The sequence below is a fragment of the Pseudomonas yamanorum genome, from assembly GCF_900105735.1.
In the GTDB taxonomy this organism is placed as follows: domain Bacteria; phylum Pseudomonadota; class Gammaproteobacteria; order Pseudomonadales; family Pseudomonadaceae; genus Aquipseudomonas; species Aquipseudomonas yamanorum.
Genome location: NZ_LT629793.1, coordinates 1,818,056 through 1,834,550, shown reverse-complemented (window position 1 = coordinate 1,834,550; position 16,495 = coordinate 1,818,056). Strand labels below are relative to the sequence as shown.

19 protein-coding genes and 1 pseudogene are annotated in these 16,495 nt (G+C 61.1%); 13 read left to right on the top strand and 7 right to left on the bottom strand.

The genetic code is table 11. The features are described 5' to 3' along the window. Window positions 1-9: 9 nt before the first annotated feature. Together BLU46_RS33500 and BLU46_RS33495 are read left to right on the top strand one after the other, a co-directional pair. Window positions 10-801, top strand: a pseudogene (locus BLU46_RS33500) (MCP four helix bundle domain-containing protein); the annotation flags it as partial. Further along, complete coding sequence (locus tag BLU46_RS33495; protein ID WP_408003275.1) at window positions 796-1,659, top strand: methyl-accepting chemotaxis protein; 864 nt, start codon at window positions 796-798, stop codon at window positions 1,657-1,659. The pseudogene BLU46_RS33500 and the gene BLU46_RS33495, both read left to right, overlap by 6 nt. On the opposite strand, the gene BLU46_RS08860 is transcribed toward BLU46_RS33495, so the two are convergent. The 3 genes from BLU46_RS08860 to BLU46_RS08850 form a co-directional block, all read right to left on the bottom strand. After that, the gene (locus tag BLU46_RS08860; protein ID WP_063034043.1) at window positions 1,628-2,479 is read right to left on the bottom strand and encodes an SMP-30/gluconolactonase/LRE family protein; all 852 of its coding nucleotides are present in this window, start codon (window positions 2,477-2,479) and stop codon (window positions 1,628-1,630) included. The two genes, BLU46_RS33495 and BLU46_RS08860, sit on opposite strands and share 32 nt — an antisense overlap. Window positions 2,480-2,606: 127 nt before the next feature. Next, on the bottom strand, window positions 2,607-2,927 hold the full coding sequence (locus BLU46_RS08855; protein ID WP_063032596.1) for a type II toxin-antitoxin system RelE/ParE family toxin: 321 nt from the start codon (window positions 2,925-2,927) through the stop codon (window positions 2,607-2,609). Beyond that, on the bottom strand, window positions 2,924-3,205 hold the full coding sequence (locus BLU46_RS08850) for a ribbon-helix-helix domain-containing protein (RefSeq protein WP_063032594.1): 282 nt from the start codon (window positions 3,203-3,205) through the stop codon (window positions 2,924-2,926). The genes BLU46_RS08855 and BLU46_RS08850 overlap by 4 nt, the downstream gene beginning before the upstream one ends. 194 nt (window positions 3,206-3,399) lie before the next feature. On the opposite strand from BLU46_RS08850, the gene BLU46_RS08845 reads away from it, so the two are divergent. Then, on the top strand, window positions 3,400-4,302 hold the full coding sequence (locus BLU46_RS08845; RefSeq protein ID WP_093210143.1) for a LysR family transcriptional regulator: 903 nt from the start codon (window positions 3,400-3,402) through the stop codon (window positions 4,300-4,302). Here the strand turns inward: BLU46_RS08845 and BLU46_RS08840 are convergent. After that, the gene (locus BLU46_RS08840; protein WP_063032592.1) at window positions 4,294-5,052 is read right to left on the bottom strand and encodes a substrate-binding domain-containing protein; all 759 of its coding nucleotides are present in this window, start codon (window positions 5,050-5,052) and stop codon (window positions 4,294-4,296) included. The genes BLU46_RS08845 and BLU46_RS08840 overlap by 9 nt on opposite strands. 12 nt (window positions 5,053-5,064) lie before the next feature. Beyond that, on the bottom strand, window positions 5,065-6,357 hold the full coding sequence (gene tcuC, locus BLU46_RS08835; RefSeq protein ID WP_010176562.1) for an MFS transporter: 1,293 nt from the start codon (window positions 6,355-6,357) through the stop codon (window positions 5,065-5,067). A gap of 198 nt (window positions 6,358-6,555) precedes the next feature. Here tcuC and BLU46_RS33050 point away from each other — a divergent pair, with 198 nt between their 5' ends. Further along, the gene (locus BLU46_RS33050; protein ID WP_003211914.1) at window positions 6,556-6,702 is read left to right on the top strand and encodes a hypothetical protein; all 147 of its coding nucleotides are present in this window, start codon (window positions 6,556-6,558) and stop codon (window positions 6,700-6,702) included. A gap of 133 nt (window positions 6,703-6,835) precedes the next feature. Here the strand turns inward: BLU46_RS33050 and BLU46_RS08830 are convergent, their stop codons facing one another. Beyond that, window positions 6,836-7,225, bottom strand: coding sequence for a VOC family protein (locus BLU46_RS08830; protein WP_093200734.1), 390 nt, complete (start codon window positions 7,223-7,225; stop codon window positions 6,836-6,838). A gap of 134 nt (window positions 7,226-7,359) precedes the next feature. On the opposite strand from BLU46_RS08830, the gene BLU46_RS08825 reads away from it, so the two are divergent. The 6 genes from BLU46_RS08825 to BLU46_RS08800 all read left to right on the top strand — a co-directional run bounded on the left by BLU46_RS08825 (window position 7,360) and on the right by BLU46_RS08800 (window position 13,613). Next, window positions 7,360-8,082, top strand: coding sequence for a GntR family transcriptional regulator (locus BLU46_RS08825; protein ID WP_003211913.1), 723 nt, complete (start codon window positions 7,360-7,362; stop codon window positions 8,080-8,082). Beyond that, the gene (locus tag BLU46_RS08820) at window positions 8,079-8,867 is read left to right on the top strand and encodes an SDR family oxidoreductase (protein WP_017479221.1); all 789 of its coding nucleotides are present in this window, start codon (window positions 8,079-8,081) and stop codon (window positions 8,865-8,867) included. The genes BLU46_RS08825 and BLU46_RS08820 overlap by 4 nt, the downstream gene beginning before the upstream one ends. 83 nt (window positions 8,868-8,950) lie before the next feature. Then, complete coding sequence (locus BLU46_RS08815) at window positions 8,951-9,883, top strand: BKACE family enzyme (RefSeq protein ID WP_093200731.1); 933 nt, start codon at window positions 8,951-8,953, stop codon at window positions 9,881-9,883. A gap of 69 nt (window positions 9,884-9,952) precedes the next feature. Then, on the top strand, window positions 9,953-10,831 hold the full coding sequence (locus tag BLU46_RS08810) for an SMP-30/gluconolactonase/LRE family protein (RefSeq protein ID WP_093210142.1): 879 nt from the start codon (window positions 9,953-9,955) through the stop codon (window positions 10,829-10,831). A gap of 74 nt (window positions 10,832-10,905) precedes the next feature. Further along, the gene (locus BLU46_RS08805) at window positions 10,906-12,228 is read left to right on the top strand and encodes an MFS transporter (protein WP_003211904.1); all 1,323 of its coding nucleotides are present in this window, start codon (window positions 10,906-10,908) and stop codon (window positions 12,226-12,228) included. Window positions 12,229-12,287: 59 nt separating this feature from the next. After that, window positions 12,288-13,613: an MFS transporter gene (locus BLU46_RS08800; RefSeq protein WP_093200728.1), complete on the top strand. Its 1,326-nt coding sequence runs from the start codon at window positions 12,288-12,290 to the stop codon at window positions 13,611-13,613. Here the strand turns inward: BLU46_RS08800 and BLU46_RS32830 are convergent. After that, window positions 13,568-13,813 (bottom strand): hypothetical protein, encoded by a 246-nt coding sequence (locus BLU46_RS32830; protein WP_023659101.1) that lies wholly within the window; start codon window positions 13,811-13,813, stop codon window positions 13,568-13,570. The genes BLU46_RS08800 and BLU46_RS32830 overlap by 46 nt on opposite strands. A gap of 61 nt (window positions 13,814-13,874) precedes the next feature. Between BLU46_RS32830 and BLU46_RS08795 the strand changes: the two genes are divergently transcribed. From BLU46_RS08795 to BLU46_RS08785, 3 genes are all read left to right on the top strand, one after another. Next, entirely contained in the window at window positions 13,875-14,810 is a 936-nt protein-coding gene (locus BLU46_RS08795) for a LysR substrate-binding domain-containing protein (RefSeq protein ID WP_063032584.1), read from the top strand. A gap of 26 nt (window positions 14,811-14,836) precedes the next feature. Continuing rightward, window positions 14,837-16,024: a low temperature requirement protein A gene (locus tag BLU46_RS08790; protein ID WP_093200725.1), complete on the top strand. Its 1,188-nt coding sequence runs from the start codon at window positions 14,837-14,839 to the stop codon at window positions 16,022-16,024. 70 nt (window positions 16,025-16,094) lie between these two features. Continuing rightward, entirely contained in the window at window positions 16,095-16,457 is a 363-nt protein-coding gene (locus tag BLU46_RS08785) for a 5-carboxymethyl-2-hydroxymuconate Delta-isomerase (protein ID WP_063032580.1), read from the top strand. Window positions 16,458-16,495 lie beyond the last annotated feature (38 nt).

Here is a 16,495-nt window from a genome sequence, read left to right as displayed (position 1 = left end):
CGATGTCGTATGCCAATAATGAGAACAATCGCCATGTCGCTTCGCAGCCTGTCCATTGCCCGCCGCGCGGGTCTCGGTTTTGCCTTGATTGCCTTGCTCGTGGCGCTGCTCGGGTTCTTTGCGCTCTCGAACATGGCGAACATCCGCGAAAGTGCCGTGCAAGTTGAAAGTGGCCTGGTGCCGAAGATGCGCCTGGTCTCGGACATTCGCGAAATCATGCTGCGCATCCGCACCATTTCCCTGCGCATGGCCCTTGATCCCAACCCGGCGAGCCTCTCGCAATACCGTAGCCAGATGGACACCCGCAGCCAGGATCTGACGAAGAAACTGGCCGACCTGAATGCGGTGATTGATACCCCCGAGGTACGCAATCTTTATGATCAGTTCCAGGTCTCCCTGCGTCAGTATCAGCAAGGTCTCACTCAGTCATTCATCCTCGCCGACAAGCAGCAGACCACCGAGCTGAACAAGTTGCTGCTGGTGGACATGAAAACCGTGGTCGACGGTTCCGGCAATCAGCTCAATGCCCTGGCCGACTACTACAACGCCCAGATAAACCTGCAGGGCCAGACGGCGCAGGCGCAGTACAGCCGCTCACGCACGATGGTCTTCGGCTTCGTGCTGCTGGCGGCGTTGAGCACGGTGGCCTTGGCGTGGTTGCTGACACGTAGCATCGTTGGCCCGCTGAGCCACGCCGTGCGTGCCGCGGAAAACGTCGCTCGGGGCGACCTGACCCAGACCGTTGAAGTCACCGGCGACGACGAAGTGACGCGCCTGCTCGTGGCATTGCAGAGTATGCAAGGCAACCTGCGCGGTACCTTGCAGTTGATTCGCCAGTCGGCCGGGCAGATGGCGGCCTCGGCCACCGACCTCAACGGCATCACCGACCAGAGCAGCCGCAGCCTGCAAAAGCAGACCGCTGAAATCGAGCAAGCCGCCACCGCCGTCAATGAGATGACTTCGGCCGCCGATGAGGTGGCGCGTAATGCCGTTTCCACCTCCGAATCCACCCGACTCTCCAATGAAACGGCCCGCGACGGCCAGCAGCGCGTCGGTGAAACGGTCAGCGCGATTCAGGCGCTGAGCACCAACATCGGCGAAACCTCGAGCCTGGTGCAAAACCTCGCCGATCAGTCGCGGGACATCGGCAAGGTGCTGGACGTGATTCGCTCTATTGCCGAGCAGACCAATTTGCTGGCGCTGAACGCCGCCATCGAGGCGGCGCGTGCCGGTGAGTCCGGGCGTGGCTTTGCAGTGGTGGCCGACGAAGTGCGTGCGCTGGCCCATCGCACCCAGCAATCGACCCTGGAAATCGACCAGATGGTGACCGCGATGCGCAGTGGCTCCAGCGAGGCACTGACCTCAATGCAATCGAGCACCCAGCGGGCCAGTAAAACCTTGATCCTGGCCGAAGGCGCCGGTGGCGCATTGAGCCAGATCACCGACTCCATCGATCAGATTCACCAGCGCAACCTGGTCATCGCCAGCGCCGCCGAGGAGCAGGCCCAGGTGGCGAAGGAAGTGGACCGCAACATCGTCAATATTCGTGACCTGTCTGCGCAGTCGTCCTCGGGCGCGGGACAGATCAATGGGTCGAGCCATGAGCTGGCGCGGTTAGCGGTGTCGCTCAATGAGGCGGTGGCGCGGTTTCAGCTGTAACGGGGTCTACCCGTGCCACGGACGGCACCAATTCCAGGATACGGTCACGGCCACCTTCGGCCACCAGGTACGTTCCCTTCGTCGTACGCACAATCGACTGTGGCGCCTTCAGGAAAGACAGAATCGTCTGCTGGCGTCCTTGCTTGTCGATCAACAACAAACGCGCTCGGTGTGTGGAATCTTCGTTGATCCATAACCCGCGTTCATCGCACATCAGGAAGGTGGGTTTGTTCAGTTGGCTCAGTACCACCGGGTCGCTAGCGTCGTTGGTCAGCTCTCGGACCACGCCCTTCTTCTTTTCCGTATAGAGCATGCGCCCATCCGTACAGCGAACAATCGACTCGCCTTCGCTGAGTTGGTCACGCACGACGCTCAGTGTCTTGTCGCTCCAACGATAGCGCAGGATCCGGGCAGCTACCTTGCGGTCTTCAATGGCGTAGAGGTACTCACCGTCGTCCCACAACCCTTGCACGCTGTCTCCCCTGAACAGCTCGGTGACGACGCCGTCCTTGAGGAAGCTGACCGGCGCGCCGTCCACTTCCTGGCTGAACACCCAACCGCCCTGAGTGGCGACCATGCCATCGGGCTTGGATAGTTTTCCTACAACCAGCTCGCGTTTTCCGTCGGGCAAGATGCGTACGATACTGCCAAGCCCATCGCTCAATTCCTGGCTCACCATCAGCGAACCGTCGGGCATCGGCATCAGTGATGCGGCCTTTGCTACGTCGCGGTGGACGACATGAACACTCCAGTCTTCGGCTGCGCTGACCGGGTAGAAGCTTTGCCAGGCGAAGAAGCCCAAAGCTGCAAGGCAGAGCAAACCCAGGAGCCACAACCCCGCTCGAGGCGCTCGATAGAGAGGCGCAGGGCTGGAAGTCCTTTTTATTGTTTCATCCATTGATTGCGTTACCGGTAGCTATTCGTGAATAGAACGATTGGAGCCGAAGTTAACCGTTGTCCTCGTTCTGCAAGAGGGCTGCGTAATCTTGCCCTCCGTAGAACACCCCTAGAATCGATACCGTTTCAGTGTCGGCATCTACTGTAAAAGCGATGATGGTGGTGTGCCGATAGTGAGTGGTACGTAGAGTGGGTAACACGTCTTCACGGCTGATGCCGCGCAGAGGAAAAAGAGACAGGTTTTCGCAGTAAGTGATGATGGCATCTACATAGCGCGCAGCGATGACGGGTGAGCCGGCCTGGGTGATATAGTCTTCAAGTTCTTCGAGTTGCGTTACTGCCTTGGGTGAAAAAGCTACCGTGTAGGTCACGACTTACGGTTGCCTTTCTGTTGGCGTTTGGCTGCCATGTGTTCGCGGACCTGAGCGGCAGACAGCGCGCTGTCTGGATCGGCCTTGAGGGCGACGGCTGCTGGAATCACTTGATCCTGAAGCCAGTTTTCCATTGCTCGGTCACGTGCCAGCAAGATTCGCAGCCCGTCGCGTATGACTTCACTTTCACTGGCATATTCGCCAGTGCTCACTTTGGCTTTGACGAGTGCGGCCATCTCAATCGGCAAGGTGATGCTCATTTGCTGGGTTGAGCGCATGGTAGCGTCCGCTTTTGCTGGGTAGGATTTAATCCTACTCAACGCTGGGCGTGTTGCAAGCGGTAACTGACCAGTGTGAGCAGTTGGCATCTCCTGAACCAAGCAGAGAGCGAGTATGTGGCCCGCGCCAATAGCATCCCGCCAGCCCCCATACGATAATGCCCGCCACATCTGCTCAACCAATGGCTGCCCCCGTGATCATCAACTTCGACCTCAACGACCTCCAAGCCTTCCGCGCCGTCGTAGACAAGGGCAGTTTCCGTGCGGCGGCCGAAGCCATCCGTATCTCCCAGCCGGCCCTCAGCCGGCGTATCGAGAAGCTCGAATCCGCCCTCGACGTCAAACTCTTTGAACGCACCACGCGCCGGGTCAGCCTGACCATGGTTGGCCGTGCCTTCCTGCCGCAGGTCGAGCGCATGCTCGATGACCTGGACATCGCCCTGATGGGCATCAGTAACGTGGCTTCAACCCGTATGGGCAATGTCACCATCGCCTGTGTGCCGTCTACGGCGTACTACTTCATGCCCCACGTGATCTCCGAATTCCACAAGCTCTATCCGAAGATTCGTCTGCGGGTATTGGACGCGAGTGCGGGCGAGGTGTGTGCGACGGTGGAAAGTGGCGAGGCGGATTTCGGCGTGAGTTTCAGCGGCAGCCTGGCGGACGGCGTGGAGTTCGAGTTGTTGTTGCAGGAGCGATATGTGCTGGCCTGTCGCCGGGATCATCCACTGGCGGACCGTGCCAGTGTGACGTGGGTCGAGGCGTACGAGCACGACTACATCACTGTGGACAAGACCTCAGGCAATCGCTTCTTGCTCGACCAGGCCCTGCGCGGGGTGCGGGTGAAGAAGCAAAGCATCTGCGAAACCCATCACGTGACCACGATGATCGGGCTGGTGGAGGCGGGGTTGGGGGTGGCGATGGTCCCGTCGATTGCAATGCCGGGCGGGAAGCATCCGATTCTGACGAGCGTGCCGCTGGTGGAGCCGGAGGTGGTGCGCAACGTGGGGCTGATCAAGCGCCGCGGGCGTACGTTGACGCCGGCGGCACTGGAACTGGAGCGGTTGACGCGGGAGATGCCGTTCCGGTCAGTGTGAGACCGAATCCAGGCCGGTAGATTGCACCACCGGTTGTGCCTGGGGCGAGGCGAGGAATTGCAGAAGCTTTTTCGCCTGCGCCGGGTGTTCGGCGTTCACCGGAATGCCGGCGGCAAAACGGGTGACGGACTGCACGTCTTCCGGGATTTTTCCGACGTAAGTCACGCCAGGAATCGGCAGCAGTTCGGACACTTGTTGCAAGCCTACTTCGTAATCACCCTTGGCCACCTGTGAGGCCACCGGGATGCGTTCGATCATGGTGCCTTTGGACGGCATGCCGAGCTTCTTGAACAGTTCCTTTTCGACGTAGACGCCGCTGGCGCTGTCCGAATACGCGACGGATTTGGCGTTGGTCAGCACCGTCTTCAGTTCGGCGTCGGTGGCAATCGAAGGCTTGGTTGCGCCTTCCTTGACCACCAGGCCGATGCGCGAATCCGCCAGTTCAACGCGGGACGCTTTGTCGACCTTGCCTTGCTTGATCAGGTCGTCCAGGGCGTAGCCGACCATGATCACCACGTCGGCGTGTTCGCCACGGGCCAGGCGGTTGGGAATCGCTTCCGGCGCCTTGCCCATCGACGGGCCGAGGATGGTGTCGAGGGTATCGCCGCTCTGGGTGGCATATTGCGCACCCAGCACCTTGTAGGCAGCGGTGAAGCCGCCGGAGGTCATGACTTTCAGCTCTTCAGCGTGGGCGACCATCCCCAGGGAACCGATCGCCAGTGCCACCAGTGTTTTCAATAGGGGGTTCATCAGCGTGACTCCTCAGGCAACTTGCAGACGGGCGCTGGCACGGCGATACAGTGCGAACGTCGCGCACAGGGCGCACAGTGCGGCGAACATCAGCCAGTAGGCCGGCGATGCCTTGTCGCCCGTCTCGTGGATAAACCACGTGGAAATCGCCGGGGTAAAACCACCGAAAATGGCGGTCGCCAAGCTGTAGGCCAGGGAGAAGCCCGCCACACGCACTTCCACCGGCATGATTTCGGTCAGGGCCGGGATCATGGCGCCGTTGTACATGCCGTAGAGGAAGGAGAACCACAGCAGGGTTTCCAGCATGTGCGCGAAGCTTGGCGCGTTGACCACGTAGGAAAGTGCCGGGTAGGCGGTCAGCACGGTCAGGGTAGTCATGGCGATCAGCACCGGCTTGCGGCCAAAACGGTCACTGAGGGTGCCGCCGATGGGCAGCCAGATGAAGTTCGACACGGCTACCAGCAAGGTCACCAGCAGGGCGTCGGAGGTGGTCAGGTTAAGCACGGTCTTGCCGAAGGTCGGCGCATACACGGTGATCAGGTAGAAGGCAGTGGTGGTCATCGCCACCATCATCATGCCGCCGATTACGATGGTCCAGTTCTTCACCAGGGTGGCCAGTACTTCGCGCATGGTGGGGCGGTGCTTGCGGTTGGCGAACTCTTCGGTTTCCTGCAGGTTGCGGCGCAGGACGAAGATGAACGGGATGATCACGCAGCCGATGGCGAACGGAATGCGCCAGCCCCAATCGGCAACCACGGCCGGTTCCATCCACTGGTTCAGGCCATAACCCAGGGCGGCCGCGACCACGATGGAGATCTGCTGGCTACCCGATTGCCAACTGGTGTAGAAGCCCTTGCGGCCCGGTGTGGCCATTTCGGCCAGGTACACCGACACACCGCCCAGTTCGGCACCGGCCGAGAAACCTTGCAACAAGCGGCCCATCAACACCAGCAGCGGTGCCCACAAACCAATGGTGTGATAGCCCGGCACCAGCACGATCAGCAGGGTGCCGCTGGCCATGATCGCCAGGGTCACGATCAAGCCTTTGCGACGGCCCACATCATCGATGTATGCGCCGAGGATGATTGCGCCCAGCGGACGCATCAAAAAGCCCGCGCCGAACACGGCGAAGGTCATCATTAATGACGCAAATTCATTAGCGGCAGGGAAGAAGGCGGCGGCGATATAGGTGGCATAGAAACCGAACAGAAAGAAGTCGAACTGTTCGAGAAAGTTGCCGGAGGTGACGCGAAAGACCGCGCCGACTTTGGAGCGGGCAGAGTCAGGCCGAGAAGGGTTTTGCATTTTTTTGTGTCTCCAGCGTTCTTTTTAAAGTGCTTGTTTCGCTTAAGACCGCGGATAGTGGCTGACACATTTGGAAATGATAAGTGAGTTGTTTACATGTATTGATGCGCCGTGGTTATCAATTGCCGGATGCACACAAAACCGCTCCCTCATCTATGCTTGCCCAGTGTGTCCAATTCTTACGGACGGGAGGTGGGTATGAGTAACGAGCAGAAGCAGCGCGAAGAGCTGGAGCAGGAGCGGGCGAGGAAGCTTCGCGAGGAAGAAAAACCGCAGACCTGGAAGCATCCGGACGATGGCACGGAGCTTTCCGAGCGCGATCAGGAGCGCCCGCTCAGGCCTTGATGCAGGCATTTCATTGTGGCGAGGGAGCTTGCTGTGGCGAGGGTGCTTGCTCCCGTTGGGCTGCGAAGCAGACCGCATATCCAGGGAGTGCTCCGCACTCCAGCGGGAGCAAGCTCCGTCGCCACATTACGATTCACTGAATCGGCGTACACAACTCCACCAGCGTGCCATCCGGGCAACGCACATAAGACACCACCTGACCCCAAGGCTTGGTGCTCGGCTCCGAGAGTTCTGTCGCACCCTCGGCCAGCGCTCTGGCGTGGGCCTTTGGCACATCCTCAGTTACGAATCCCAACTCCATCCCCAGCGGCTGGCGTGAAGCATGCGCCTCCACATGCCCGCCCTTGAAGTTCATCTCGCCCAACTCATGCGCTGCAAAAGAGAGGGTGGTATCACCGGTATCCAACTCGCCATAGGTCCCCGATTCATGCAGGAAACGGCGACTGAAGCCGAAGGCTTTTTCGAAGAATTGCAGAGATGCAGCGACGTCCGGGACGTAGACGATGGTGTAGGCAAATTTCATGGTTCAGCGGTCCTTGCTGGAGAAAGGGCTCATTAGAGTCAGCGTCGTCGATACCGTCAACGGGAAACTATTTGACATATTTGATTTGTGATCACATATTGGAGCCATAAGAACGACAACACAGGTTTTGACTCATGACAGATGGCCCGCTTCTCCTTCCCACCTTGCGCCAGGTGTCCCGCGATACCTTGCAAGACCAGGTCTATCGCCAGATCCGCGAAGCCTTGATGAGTGGTCGTTTCCAGCCCGGCCAGAAACTCACCATCCGCGGCCTCGCCGAAGCCCTCGGCTCCAGCCCCATGCCGGTGCGCGAAGCCCTCCAGCGCCTCAGCGCCGAAAACGCCTTTGAAGTCACCGAAACCTCCCGTCTGCGGGTACGCATGATGACGGTCGAACGCCTGCGGGAAATCCGCGATGCGCGGGTCGCCCTGGAAGGTTTGCTGGCAGAAAAGGCCGTATTGCTCCTGGAAAAAGCCGACCTCGACGAAATCTCCGACCTCTGCCAACAGATGCAACAGGCCGCCGACGAAGTCGACGTTTCCCGCTACCTGTGGACCAACTTCGCCTTTCACCGTCGGATTTATGCCGTGGCCCAAGCCGAATTGACCATGGCCGCCGTGGAAAACTTCTGGCTGCACATGGGCCCGTGTTTTGCCCTGGTCGCTCCCGACAAAGCTCACTTGCAGCGCTCGATGGAGGCGCATACGCGCATCGTCGAAGCCCTGGCCGCCCGCGATGGCGCCGGCGCCCGCGCTGCCGTGACCGATGACATCATGCAGGCCGCCGATTCCCTGGCGCGCCTGCTCGTCAAGAACGACCGTTCGCGGTCGTCTGTTTCAGGAGGTAAACGTGCATGAGTGTCCTACAGCGGCTGCAGCCCTATCCTGGGTTACGTGTGTTGATTTCCGGCGGGGCTGCCGGTATCGGTGAAGTGTTGGCGGCGGCCTATCTGGAGGCGGGCGCCAAGGTGCATGTGTGTGATATCAGCGAACCGGCCCTGGCGGCGTTTCGCGACAAGTACCCAGGCACTGTTGCCACCCGTGCCGACGTGAGTGATGCCGCGCAGATCGAGGCGGTGTTCCAGGTGCAGCGCGAGCAATTTGGCGGGCTGGATGTGTTGGTCAACAATGCCGGGATTGCCGGTCCCACCGGCGGCATCGACGCCATCAGCGATGCCGAGTGGCAAGCCACGATCAACATCAACCTGACGGCGCAATACCGCTTTGCCCATCACGCAGTGCCGATGCTCAAGGAATCGTCCCACGGCCATCTGCTGCATATCGCCTCGGTTGCGGGCCGTCTTGGCTACGCCTGGCGCACGCCGTATGCCGCGACCAAATGGGCCATCGTCGGCCTGATGAAATCCCTGGCCTCGGAACTGGGCGAAAGCGACATCCGCGTCAACGCCTTGCTGCCCGGCATCGTCGAAGGCCCGCGCATGGACGGCGTGATCCGCGCCCGTGCCGAGCAGGTCGGCGTACCGGAAGCCGAGATGCGCCAGGAATACCTCAACAAGATCTCCCTCAAGCGCATGGTCACCGCCGAAGACGTCGCGGCCATGGCCTTGTTTCTCTGCTCGCCCGCCGCCCGCAATGTCACCGGCCAAGCGATCAGTGTCGACGGTAACGTCGAGTACCTGTAGGCCGCGTCAGCGTTTAGCCAAGGAAGAACACACAAGCCACACCCGGGATTTTTTTTCATAAGAATAAAAGTCGGAGAATCGTCATGTCCAAAAATCGTCCTGTCATCATCACCTGTGCCGTCACCGGTGCCATCCATACGCCGTCGATGTCGCCGCATTTGCCGATCACCGCGCAGGAAATTGCCGACGCCGCCATCGGTGCCGCCGAAGCCGGCGCCGCGATTGTCCACCTGCATGCCCGTGATCCCATCGATGGCCGTCCCAGCCAGGACCCTGCGCTGTTCGCCGAATTTTTGCCGCAGATCAAAGCCGCCAGCGACGTGGTGATCAACATCACCACTGGCGGCGCGCCGACCATGGGCGTCGAAGAGCGCCTGCAACCGGTGATGCAGTTCAAGCCGGAACTGGCCTCGCTGAACATGGGCTCGATGAACTTCGGCCTGTACGAAATGCTCAACCGCTTCACCGAGTTCAAGCACGACTGGGAGCGTCCGTACCTGGAAGAAAGTGACGACCGGATCTTCCGCAACACCTTCCGCGACATTACCCACATCCTCAATTCCTGTGCCGAAAACCGCACCCGATTTGAAATCGAGTGCTACGACATCGGCCACCTGTACACAGCCGCCCATTTCCTGGAGCGCGGCCTGCTCAAGCCGCCGCTGTTTATCCAGTCGGTATTCGGTTTGCGCGGCGGCATCGGCGGCCACCCGGAAGACCTGGCCCATATGCGCCGTACCGCCGACCGGCTGTTTGGCGACGGCTACGTGTGGTCGATCCTCGGCGCCGGCCGTGGGCAAATTCCGTTGGCCACCATGGGCCTGTCCATGGGCAGCAACGCCCGGGTCGGCCTGGAAGATTCGCTGTGGGATGGCCCGGGCAAACTGGCCGCGTCCAACGCCGACCAGGTACGGCGCATTCGCACGGTGATTCAAGCCCTCGGCCACCGGGTCGCCACGCCGGATGAAGCGCGGGAAATCCTCGGGCTGAAAGGGCGCGACCAGGTCAACTTCTAAGCGATAAACCGGCCGCGTCACGGCGCGGCCATGTCCATCCCGCACAACAACAAAAAAGGGGATAACACCATGCGTATCGAAGTGCTTGTGGACGTGAAGACCACCCTGGGCGAGGGCCCGGTGTGGGACGTCGAGCAACAACGGTTGTACTGGATCGACAGCGCCGACGGCCGGATCCTGCGCTGCACCGAGGATGGCCGCGAACTGCGCGCCTGGGACGTGGGCCAGAAAATCGGCTCCATGGCCCTGCGGCAGAGCGGCGAGCAAGCCATCGTCGCCCTGCAAAACGGCGTGCACCTCCTCGACTTGAACAGCGGCGAACTGAAGCGGGTCATCGACCCGGAACCGGAACTGCCCAATAACCGCCTCAATGACGGCAAGGTCGACCGCCAAGGGCGTTTCGTCTTCGGCTCCATGGACACCCTGGAAGACAGCGCCAGCGCCAAACTCTACCGCCTCGACGCGGACCTGAGCCTGCACACCCTGGACGAAGGCATCATCGTGTCCAACGGCCCGTGCTGGAGCCCATCGGGTGACACCTTCTACTTTTGCGACACCTGGTCCGGCGAGATCTGGGCCTATGACTACGACCTCGCCACGGGGGCGGTGAGCAATCGACGCACCTTCGCCATGGTCGACACCAGCAGCGGTGGCGTCGCCGACGGCTGCACCGTGGATGCCGAAGGCTGCCTGTGGCAGGCGCTGGTCTACGCCGGAAAACTGGTGCGCTATACACCTGATGGCCAGGTCGACCGGATGATCCAGATGCCGGTGAAAAAGGTCACCAGCCTGACCTTTGGCGGGCCGAACCTGGACACTCTGTTTGTCACCTCCATGGCCAAGCCACCGTTGCCGCGTTTCCCGGCCGATGGTCAGCAGCGCGGGGCGCTTTTTGCGATCACCGGGCTGGGCGTGCAAGGAATAGCCGAGCGACGGTTCGCCAGCTAGCGCGTTTTTTTAACAAGGCACTTTCCTTTCGCAACCTTGTGTCAGTGCGCGCCCTCGCGCGCCTGGAGAAACCCATGGCAACCTTGAAAAAAGCCTCGCTGCGCAGTATTCACCGGCACTCCTGGGTGTCGCTGCTGGTGTGCTGGATGATCTGGATCCTCAACGCCTACGACCGTGAGATCGTGTTGCGTCTGGGGCCGACCATCTCCAAGCATTTCGATTTGTCGGCCGACCAGTGGGGCACCATGGCCACGGTGATCATGCTGGCCCTGGCCCTGCTGGATATCCCCGGCTCCATGTGGAGTGACCGCTACGGCGGTGGCTGGAAGCGCGCGCGGTTCCAGGTGCCGCTGGTGCTGGGCTACACGGCTATTTCGTTCCTCTCCGGGTTCAAGGCCCTGAGCGGCAACCTCGCGACCTTTATTGCGCTGCGGGTTGGCGTCAACCTCGGCGCAGGCTGGGGCGAGCCGGTGGGCGTGAGCAACACCGCCGAATGGTGGCCGGTGGAGCGTCGTGGTTTTGCCCTTGGCGCGCACCATACGGGTTACCCGATTGGCGCCATGCTCAGTGGCATCGTCGCCAGCTTTGTCATCAGCACCTTTGGTGAAGACAACTGGCGCTACGTGTTCTTCTTCGCGTTTGTGGTGGCGTTGCCGCTGATGATTTTCTGGGCGCGTTACTCCACCGCCGAACGCATCACCGCGCTGTACGTCGACATTGCCGCCAAGGGCATGACCCCGCCGGACAACGCACCCGCCAGCCAAGTGAAGGGCCATGCCTGGCGCACCTTTATCGCCACGTTGCGCAACCGCAATATCGCCCTGACGGCGGGTAATACGATGCTGACCCAGGTGGTGTACATGGGCGTCAACATCGTGTTGCCGGCCTACCTGTACAACATCGCCGGGCTGTCCCTGGCCGAGTCGGCGGGGATGAGCGTGGTGTTCACCTTGACCGGGATTCTCGGGCAGCTGGTGTGGCCGTCGCTGTCGGACATCATTGGCCGGCGCGTCACCCTGATCATCTGCGGGGTGTGGATGGCCGCCAGTGTCGGTGCGTTCTACTTCGCCAACACCCTGACCCTGATCATCGTCGTGCAACTGCTGTTCGGCCTGGTGGCCAACGCGGTGTGGCCGATCTACTACGCGGTGGCCTGCGACTCGGCCGAGCCGTCGGCGACCTCCACCGCCAACGGCATCATCACCACCGCGATGTTTATCGGCGGCGGCCTGGCCCCGGTGCTGATGGGCAGCCTGATTGCCATGGGCGGCGGCTGGACCACCTTGCACGGCTACACGGTGTGCTTCTTCGTGATGGCCGGCTGTGCCCTGGGCGGGGCGCTGCTGCAACTGTTTTCCCATCGCCCGCCGGCGCTGGTTGCGCAACTCGAACCCTAGAACAACACCGATGTGCCCCCCAGCCGCTGCGCTGGCGGGGCGCCAAGAGGAAGTGCCCGATGAAGACTGCCAACACTGCCCGTGAACCACGGGAGTTGAACAAACTGATGTTCGTCAAGTTGATGCCCTTGCTGATCATCGCCTACGTGCTGAGCTTTCTGGACCGCACCAATATCGCTCTGGCCAAGCATCACCTGGACGTTGACCTGGGGATTTCAGCGGCGGCTTACGGCCTGGGTGCGGGGTTGTTCTTCCTGACCTATGCGCTGTCGGAAATCCCCAGCAACCTGATCATGCACAAGGTCGGCGCGCGGTTCTGGATTGCCCGGATCATGGTGACCTGGGGCCTGATTTCGGCGGCCATGGCGTTCGTCCAGGGCGAGACCTCGTTCTATATCCTGCGCCTGCTGCTGGGCATTGCCGAAGCCGGCCTGTTTCCCGGGGTGATGCTGTACCTCACCTACTGGTTCAACCGCGAGCAACGGGCGCGGGCCACCGGGTATTTCCTGCTCGGCGTGTGTTTTGCCAACATCATCGGCGGCCCGGTGGGCGCGGCGTTGATGCGCATGGACGGCATCCTCGGCTGGCACGGCTGGCAGTGGATGTTCCTGCTCGAAGGCTTGCCGGCAGTGGCATTTGCCTGGGTGGTGTGGTGCAAGTTGCCGGATCGTCCGAGCAAGGCGGCGTGGCTCTCGGCCGAAGAGGCGCGCGGGATTGAACAGCGCATCGCGATGGAGACCGAAGAGGGCGCAGGCGAGGGTGGGCATTCCCTGAAGAACTGGTTGACCCCGCAGATTCTGCTGGCGATCTTTGTATACTTTTGCCATCAGATCACCATTTACACCGTGATCTTTTTCCTGCCGAGCATCATCAGCAAATACGGTGAATTGAGCACCATGAGCGTCGGCTTGCTGACGTCATTGCCGTGGATCGCAGCCGCAGCCGGAGCGGTGTTGCTGCCGCGTTTTGCGACCACGCCCACCCGTGCCCGGCGGCTGTTGATTACCGGATTGCTGACCATGGCGTTGGGGTTGGGGATTGCCTCGGTGTCGGGGCCGGTGTTCAGCCTGCTGGGCTTCTGTGTGTCGGCGGTGATGTTCTTTGTGGTGCAGTCGATCATCTTTCTCTACCCGGCTTCGCGCCTCAAGGGCGTGGCGCTGGCGGGCGGGCTGGGCTTCGTCAACGCCTGCGGATTGCTCGGCGGGTTTGTCGGGCCGTCGGTGATGGGCGCGATCGAAATGAGCACTGGTAACGCCATGAATGGTTTGAAAGTGATTGCCGTGGTGCTGGTGGTGGCCGCGTTGGCCGCCTTGCGTTTGCGCCAGGGACAGGAGCCCGATCACACCAGCAATGAGGTCGGAAACCCGGAAGCCAGCACCAGGTAAGCCACGACGGCCGCCAGGCATAAACCGACAAATACCCGTAACAGTGTCCTGGCGGTGGGATGAGCGATGAATTTGATAGCCCAGAGCAAAATCCCGGCAACCAGGACGCTCAAGGCAGAAATGACCAGCACGATGGTGTTCTCGCAAGCCTTGGAAGCTGCTTTATAGTCCCAAAGGCCCGTGTTGAACAGTGTGCGCATAGACGCAGGGCCCCGGGTGTTTCTAAACTGCGGCTTATCCAGGGCAGTGGGGCGAGCGCCGATGAATCGCAATGAATTACGCAAGGCCGACATCAACTTGATGGTGGTCTTTGAAACCTTGATGCTCGAGCGCAATGTGACCCGGGTGGCGGAGAAGCTGTTTCTCGGCCAACCCACCATCAGTTCGGCCCTCAACCGCCTGCGCACATTGTTCAATGACCCGTTGTTTATTCGCGTCGGCCACCGCATGGAGCCCACCGCGCGGGCCGAGGAAATCATCAAGCACCTGTCGCCGGCTCTCGATTCCTTGTCGTCGGCCCTGAGCCTGACCCACGATTTTGACCCGTCCATCAGCACCATGACCTTTCGCATCGGCCTGTCCGATGACGTCGAGTTTGGCCTGCTGCCGCCGCTGCTGCGGGCCTTGCGCCAGGAAGCGCCGCTGGTGGTGTTCGTGGTGCAGCATGTGGATTACTGGCGCATCCCGGACCTGCTGGCCTCCGGCGATATCACCGTCGGCATCACCCAGACCCGCGGCCTGCCGGCCAATGCCAAGCGCAAACTATTGCGGCATATCCGCCCGTGCCTGCTGCGGGCGGATGCCTCGGACAAACCCCTGACCCTCGACGAATATTGCGCACGGCCCCATGTGCTGGTGTCCCACACCGCCAACGTGTCCGGGTTTGCCGATGAGTGGCTGGCGGAAATCGGTCGCAAGCGCCACGTGGTGCTCTCGGTGCCGCAATACAGCGCATTGCCGGCGCTGCTCGCCGGCACCGACATGATCGCCAGCCTGCCGGACTACACCGCCCAGGCCATGGCCGCCGGGGGCAATCTGTTCTGTGAGCCGTTCCCGTTCGAAACCCCGACCCTGGACTTGTCGATGGTCTGGCTCAGCCACGTGGACACCGACCCGGCGGAACGCTGGATGCGTTCGCGGCTGGAGGCGTTCATGAGCGAGCGGGACATGCTGCCGGTAGTCGCCCCCAAATCTTGAGATAGGCCTTTCAGGGAGATCCACCCATGACCCCATCCCGATCCTTGCTGCGTGGGCGCGGCAGTCATGACAGCGGCAAGGTTGGCATGGTCGAGCTGTTTTTCGACCTGGTGTTCGTATTTGCCGTGACCCAGTTGTCCCATTCGCTGCTCGCCCACTTGTCCATCAGCGGCGCGGTGCAGGTGGCGCTGATGATGGTCGCGGTGTGGTGGGTGTGGATCTTCACTTCGTGGGTCACCAACTGGCTGGACCCGGAAAAAATCCCGATCCGCATCGGCCTGTTCGGCTTGATGGTGGCGGGCCTGCTGCTGTCCTCGTCGATCCCCAAGGCGTTTACCGACCGCGGCCTGTTGTTCGCCGGTGCCTATGTGTTCATGCAGGTAGGACGCACGCTGTTTGCCCTGTGGGCGGTGCGCGGCGAGCCCCTGAACATGACCCGCAATTTCCAGCGGATCCTGGCGTGGATGCTGTTTTCCGGGGTGTTCTGGATCACCGGCGCGCTGCTCGAAGGTGAACAGCGTTTGGCCTTCTGGGCCCTGGCGCTGTTGATCGAATTGATTTCTCCGTCGGTGTATTTCTGGGTGCCGGGGCTTGGGCCCTCGACGCTTACAGACTGGAATGTGGAAGGCAACCACATGGCCGAACGCTGCGGCCTGTTTGTGATCATCGCCTTGGGTGAGTCGTTGCTGGTGACTGGCGCGACCTTCGCTGAATTGCCCTGGAGCGTGGACGGGCTGGCGGCCTTCCTGGTGGCGGTAGTGGGCAGCATCGCCCTGTGGTGGATCTATTTCGACAGCGGCGCCGAGCGTGCCCACCATCGCATCGCCAGCTCCGCCGACCCGGGCCGCCAGGCGCGGATTGCCTACACCTACCTGCATGTATTGATCGTCGCCGGGATTATCGTCAGCGCCGTGGCCGACGAACTGGTGCTGGTGCACCCGGGGCATGCCAGTCAGGCGGGCGTGGTGGCGATCATCGCCGGCCCATGGTTGTTCCTGCTGGGCAGTGCGCTGTTCAAGTGGGTGATGAGCGACCGTCCGTTGCCACCGTTTTCGCACCTGGGCGGCTTGCTGATCTTGCTGGTGTTGCTGCCGCTGGGATTGCAGCAGGTGTTTTCGGCGTTGGTACTGGGGGCGTTGACGTCGGCGGTGTTGGTGATCGTGGCGATCTGGGAAAACCGCTCGTTGCGCAGCTTGACCGAAGTTTCACATTGAAAGCGGTCTGATTCGGCTCGGCCTCGTGCTATATGTATGGCTCTTTTCCTACAACAACTCGGAGCCTTTCATGCCGCATCTGCATCTGGAATACACCGCCAACCTCACAGACCTGGCCGTTGAGAAAACCTTGTTGCGGCTCAACAACGTACTGATGGCGTCCGGGCAGTTCGGTTCCGAGTTTGATATCAAAAGCCGGGCGCTGAAGGTGGAGACATTCCAGGTTGGCACGTCCATCAGCCCGCGCGCTTTTATCGCGGTGAAGCTGTCGCTGCTCAGCGGGCGTTCACCCCAGGTCAAGAAACAGTTGTCGGAAAGCCTGCTGGCAGCGCTGCAGGACCTGGGCGATTGGCCTGCAGACCTGCAGGTGCAGCTCAGTGTCTTGCTGGTCGATATGGATCGCGAGTCCTACAGCAAAGTCACCATCGGCTGAGGGGCAATACTCTGTGGCGAGGGAGCAAGCTCCCTCGC

Bases quoted from the DNA above. Each gene is read 5' to 3' on its own strand.
- BLU46_RS33495 (WP_408003275.1), top strand. From the start codon at position 796: ATGCAAGGCAACCTGCGCGGTACCTTGCAGTTGATTCGCCAGTCGGCC.
- BLU46_RS08850 (WP_063032594.1), bottom strand. From the start codon at position 3,205: ATGCGCTCAACCCAGCAAATGAGCATCACCTTGCCGATTGAGATGGCC.
- BLU46_RS08840 (WP_063032592.1), bottom strand. From the start codon at position 5,052: ATGAACCCCCTATTGAAAACACTGGTGGCACTGGCGATCGGTTCCCTG.
- tcuC (WP_010176562.1), bottom strand. From the start codon at position 6,357: ATGCAAAACCCTTCTCGGCCTGACTCTGCCCGCTCCAAAGTCGGCGCG.
- BLU46_RS33050 (WP_003211914.1), top strand. From the start codon at position 6,556: ATGAGTAACGAGCAGAAGCAGCGCGAAGAGCTGGAGCAGGAGCGGGCG.
- BLU46_RS08830 (WP_093200734.1), bottom strand. From the start codon at position 7,225: ATGAAATTTGCCTACACCATCGTCTACGTCCCGGACGTCGCTGCATCT.
- BLU46_RS08825 (WP_003211913.1), top strand. From the start codon at position 7,360: ATGACAGATGGCCCGCTTCTCCTTCCCACCTTGCGCCAGGTGTCCCGC.
- BLU46_RS08820 (WP_017479221.1), top strand. From the start codon at position 8,079: ATGAGTGTCCTACAGCGGCTGCAGCCCTATCCTGGGTTACGTGTGTTG.
- BLU46_RS08815 (WP_093200731.1), top strand. From the start codon at position 8,951: ATGTCCAAAAATCGTCCTGTCATCATCACCTGTGCCGTCACCGGTGCC.
- BLU46_RS08810 (WP_093210142.1), top strand. From the start codon at position 9,953: ATGCGTATCGAAGTGCTTGTGGACGTGAAGACCACCCTGGGCGAGGGC.
- BLU46_RS08805 (WP_003211904.1), top strand. From the start codon at position 10,906: ATGGCAACCTTGAAAAAAGCCTCGCTGCGCAGTATTCACCGGCACTCC.
- BLU46_RS08800 (WP_093200728.1), top strand. From the start codon at position 12,288: ATGAAGACTGCCAACACTGCCCGTGAACCACGGGAGTTGAACAAACTG.
- BLU46_RS32830 (WP_023659101.1), bottom strand. From the start codon at position 13,813: ATGCGCACACTGTTCAACACGGGCCTTTGGGACTATAAAGCAGCTTCC.
- BLU46_RS08795 (WP_063032584.1), top strand. From the start codon at position 13,875: ATGAATCGCAATGAATTACGCAAGGCCGACATCAACTTGATGGTGGTC.
- BLU46_RS08790 (WP_093200725.1), top strand. From the start codon at position 14,837: ATGACCCCATCCCGATCCTTGCTGCGTGGGCGCGGCAGTCATGACAGC.
- BLU46_RS08785 (WP_063032580.1), top strand. From the start codon at position 16,095: ATGCCGCATCTGCATCTGGAATACACCGCCAACCTCACAGACCTGGCC.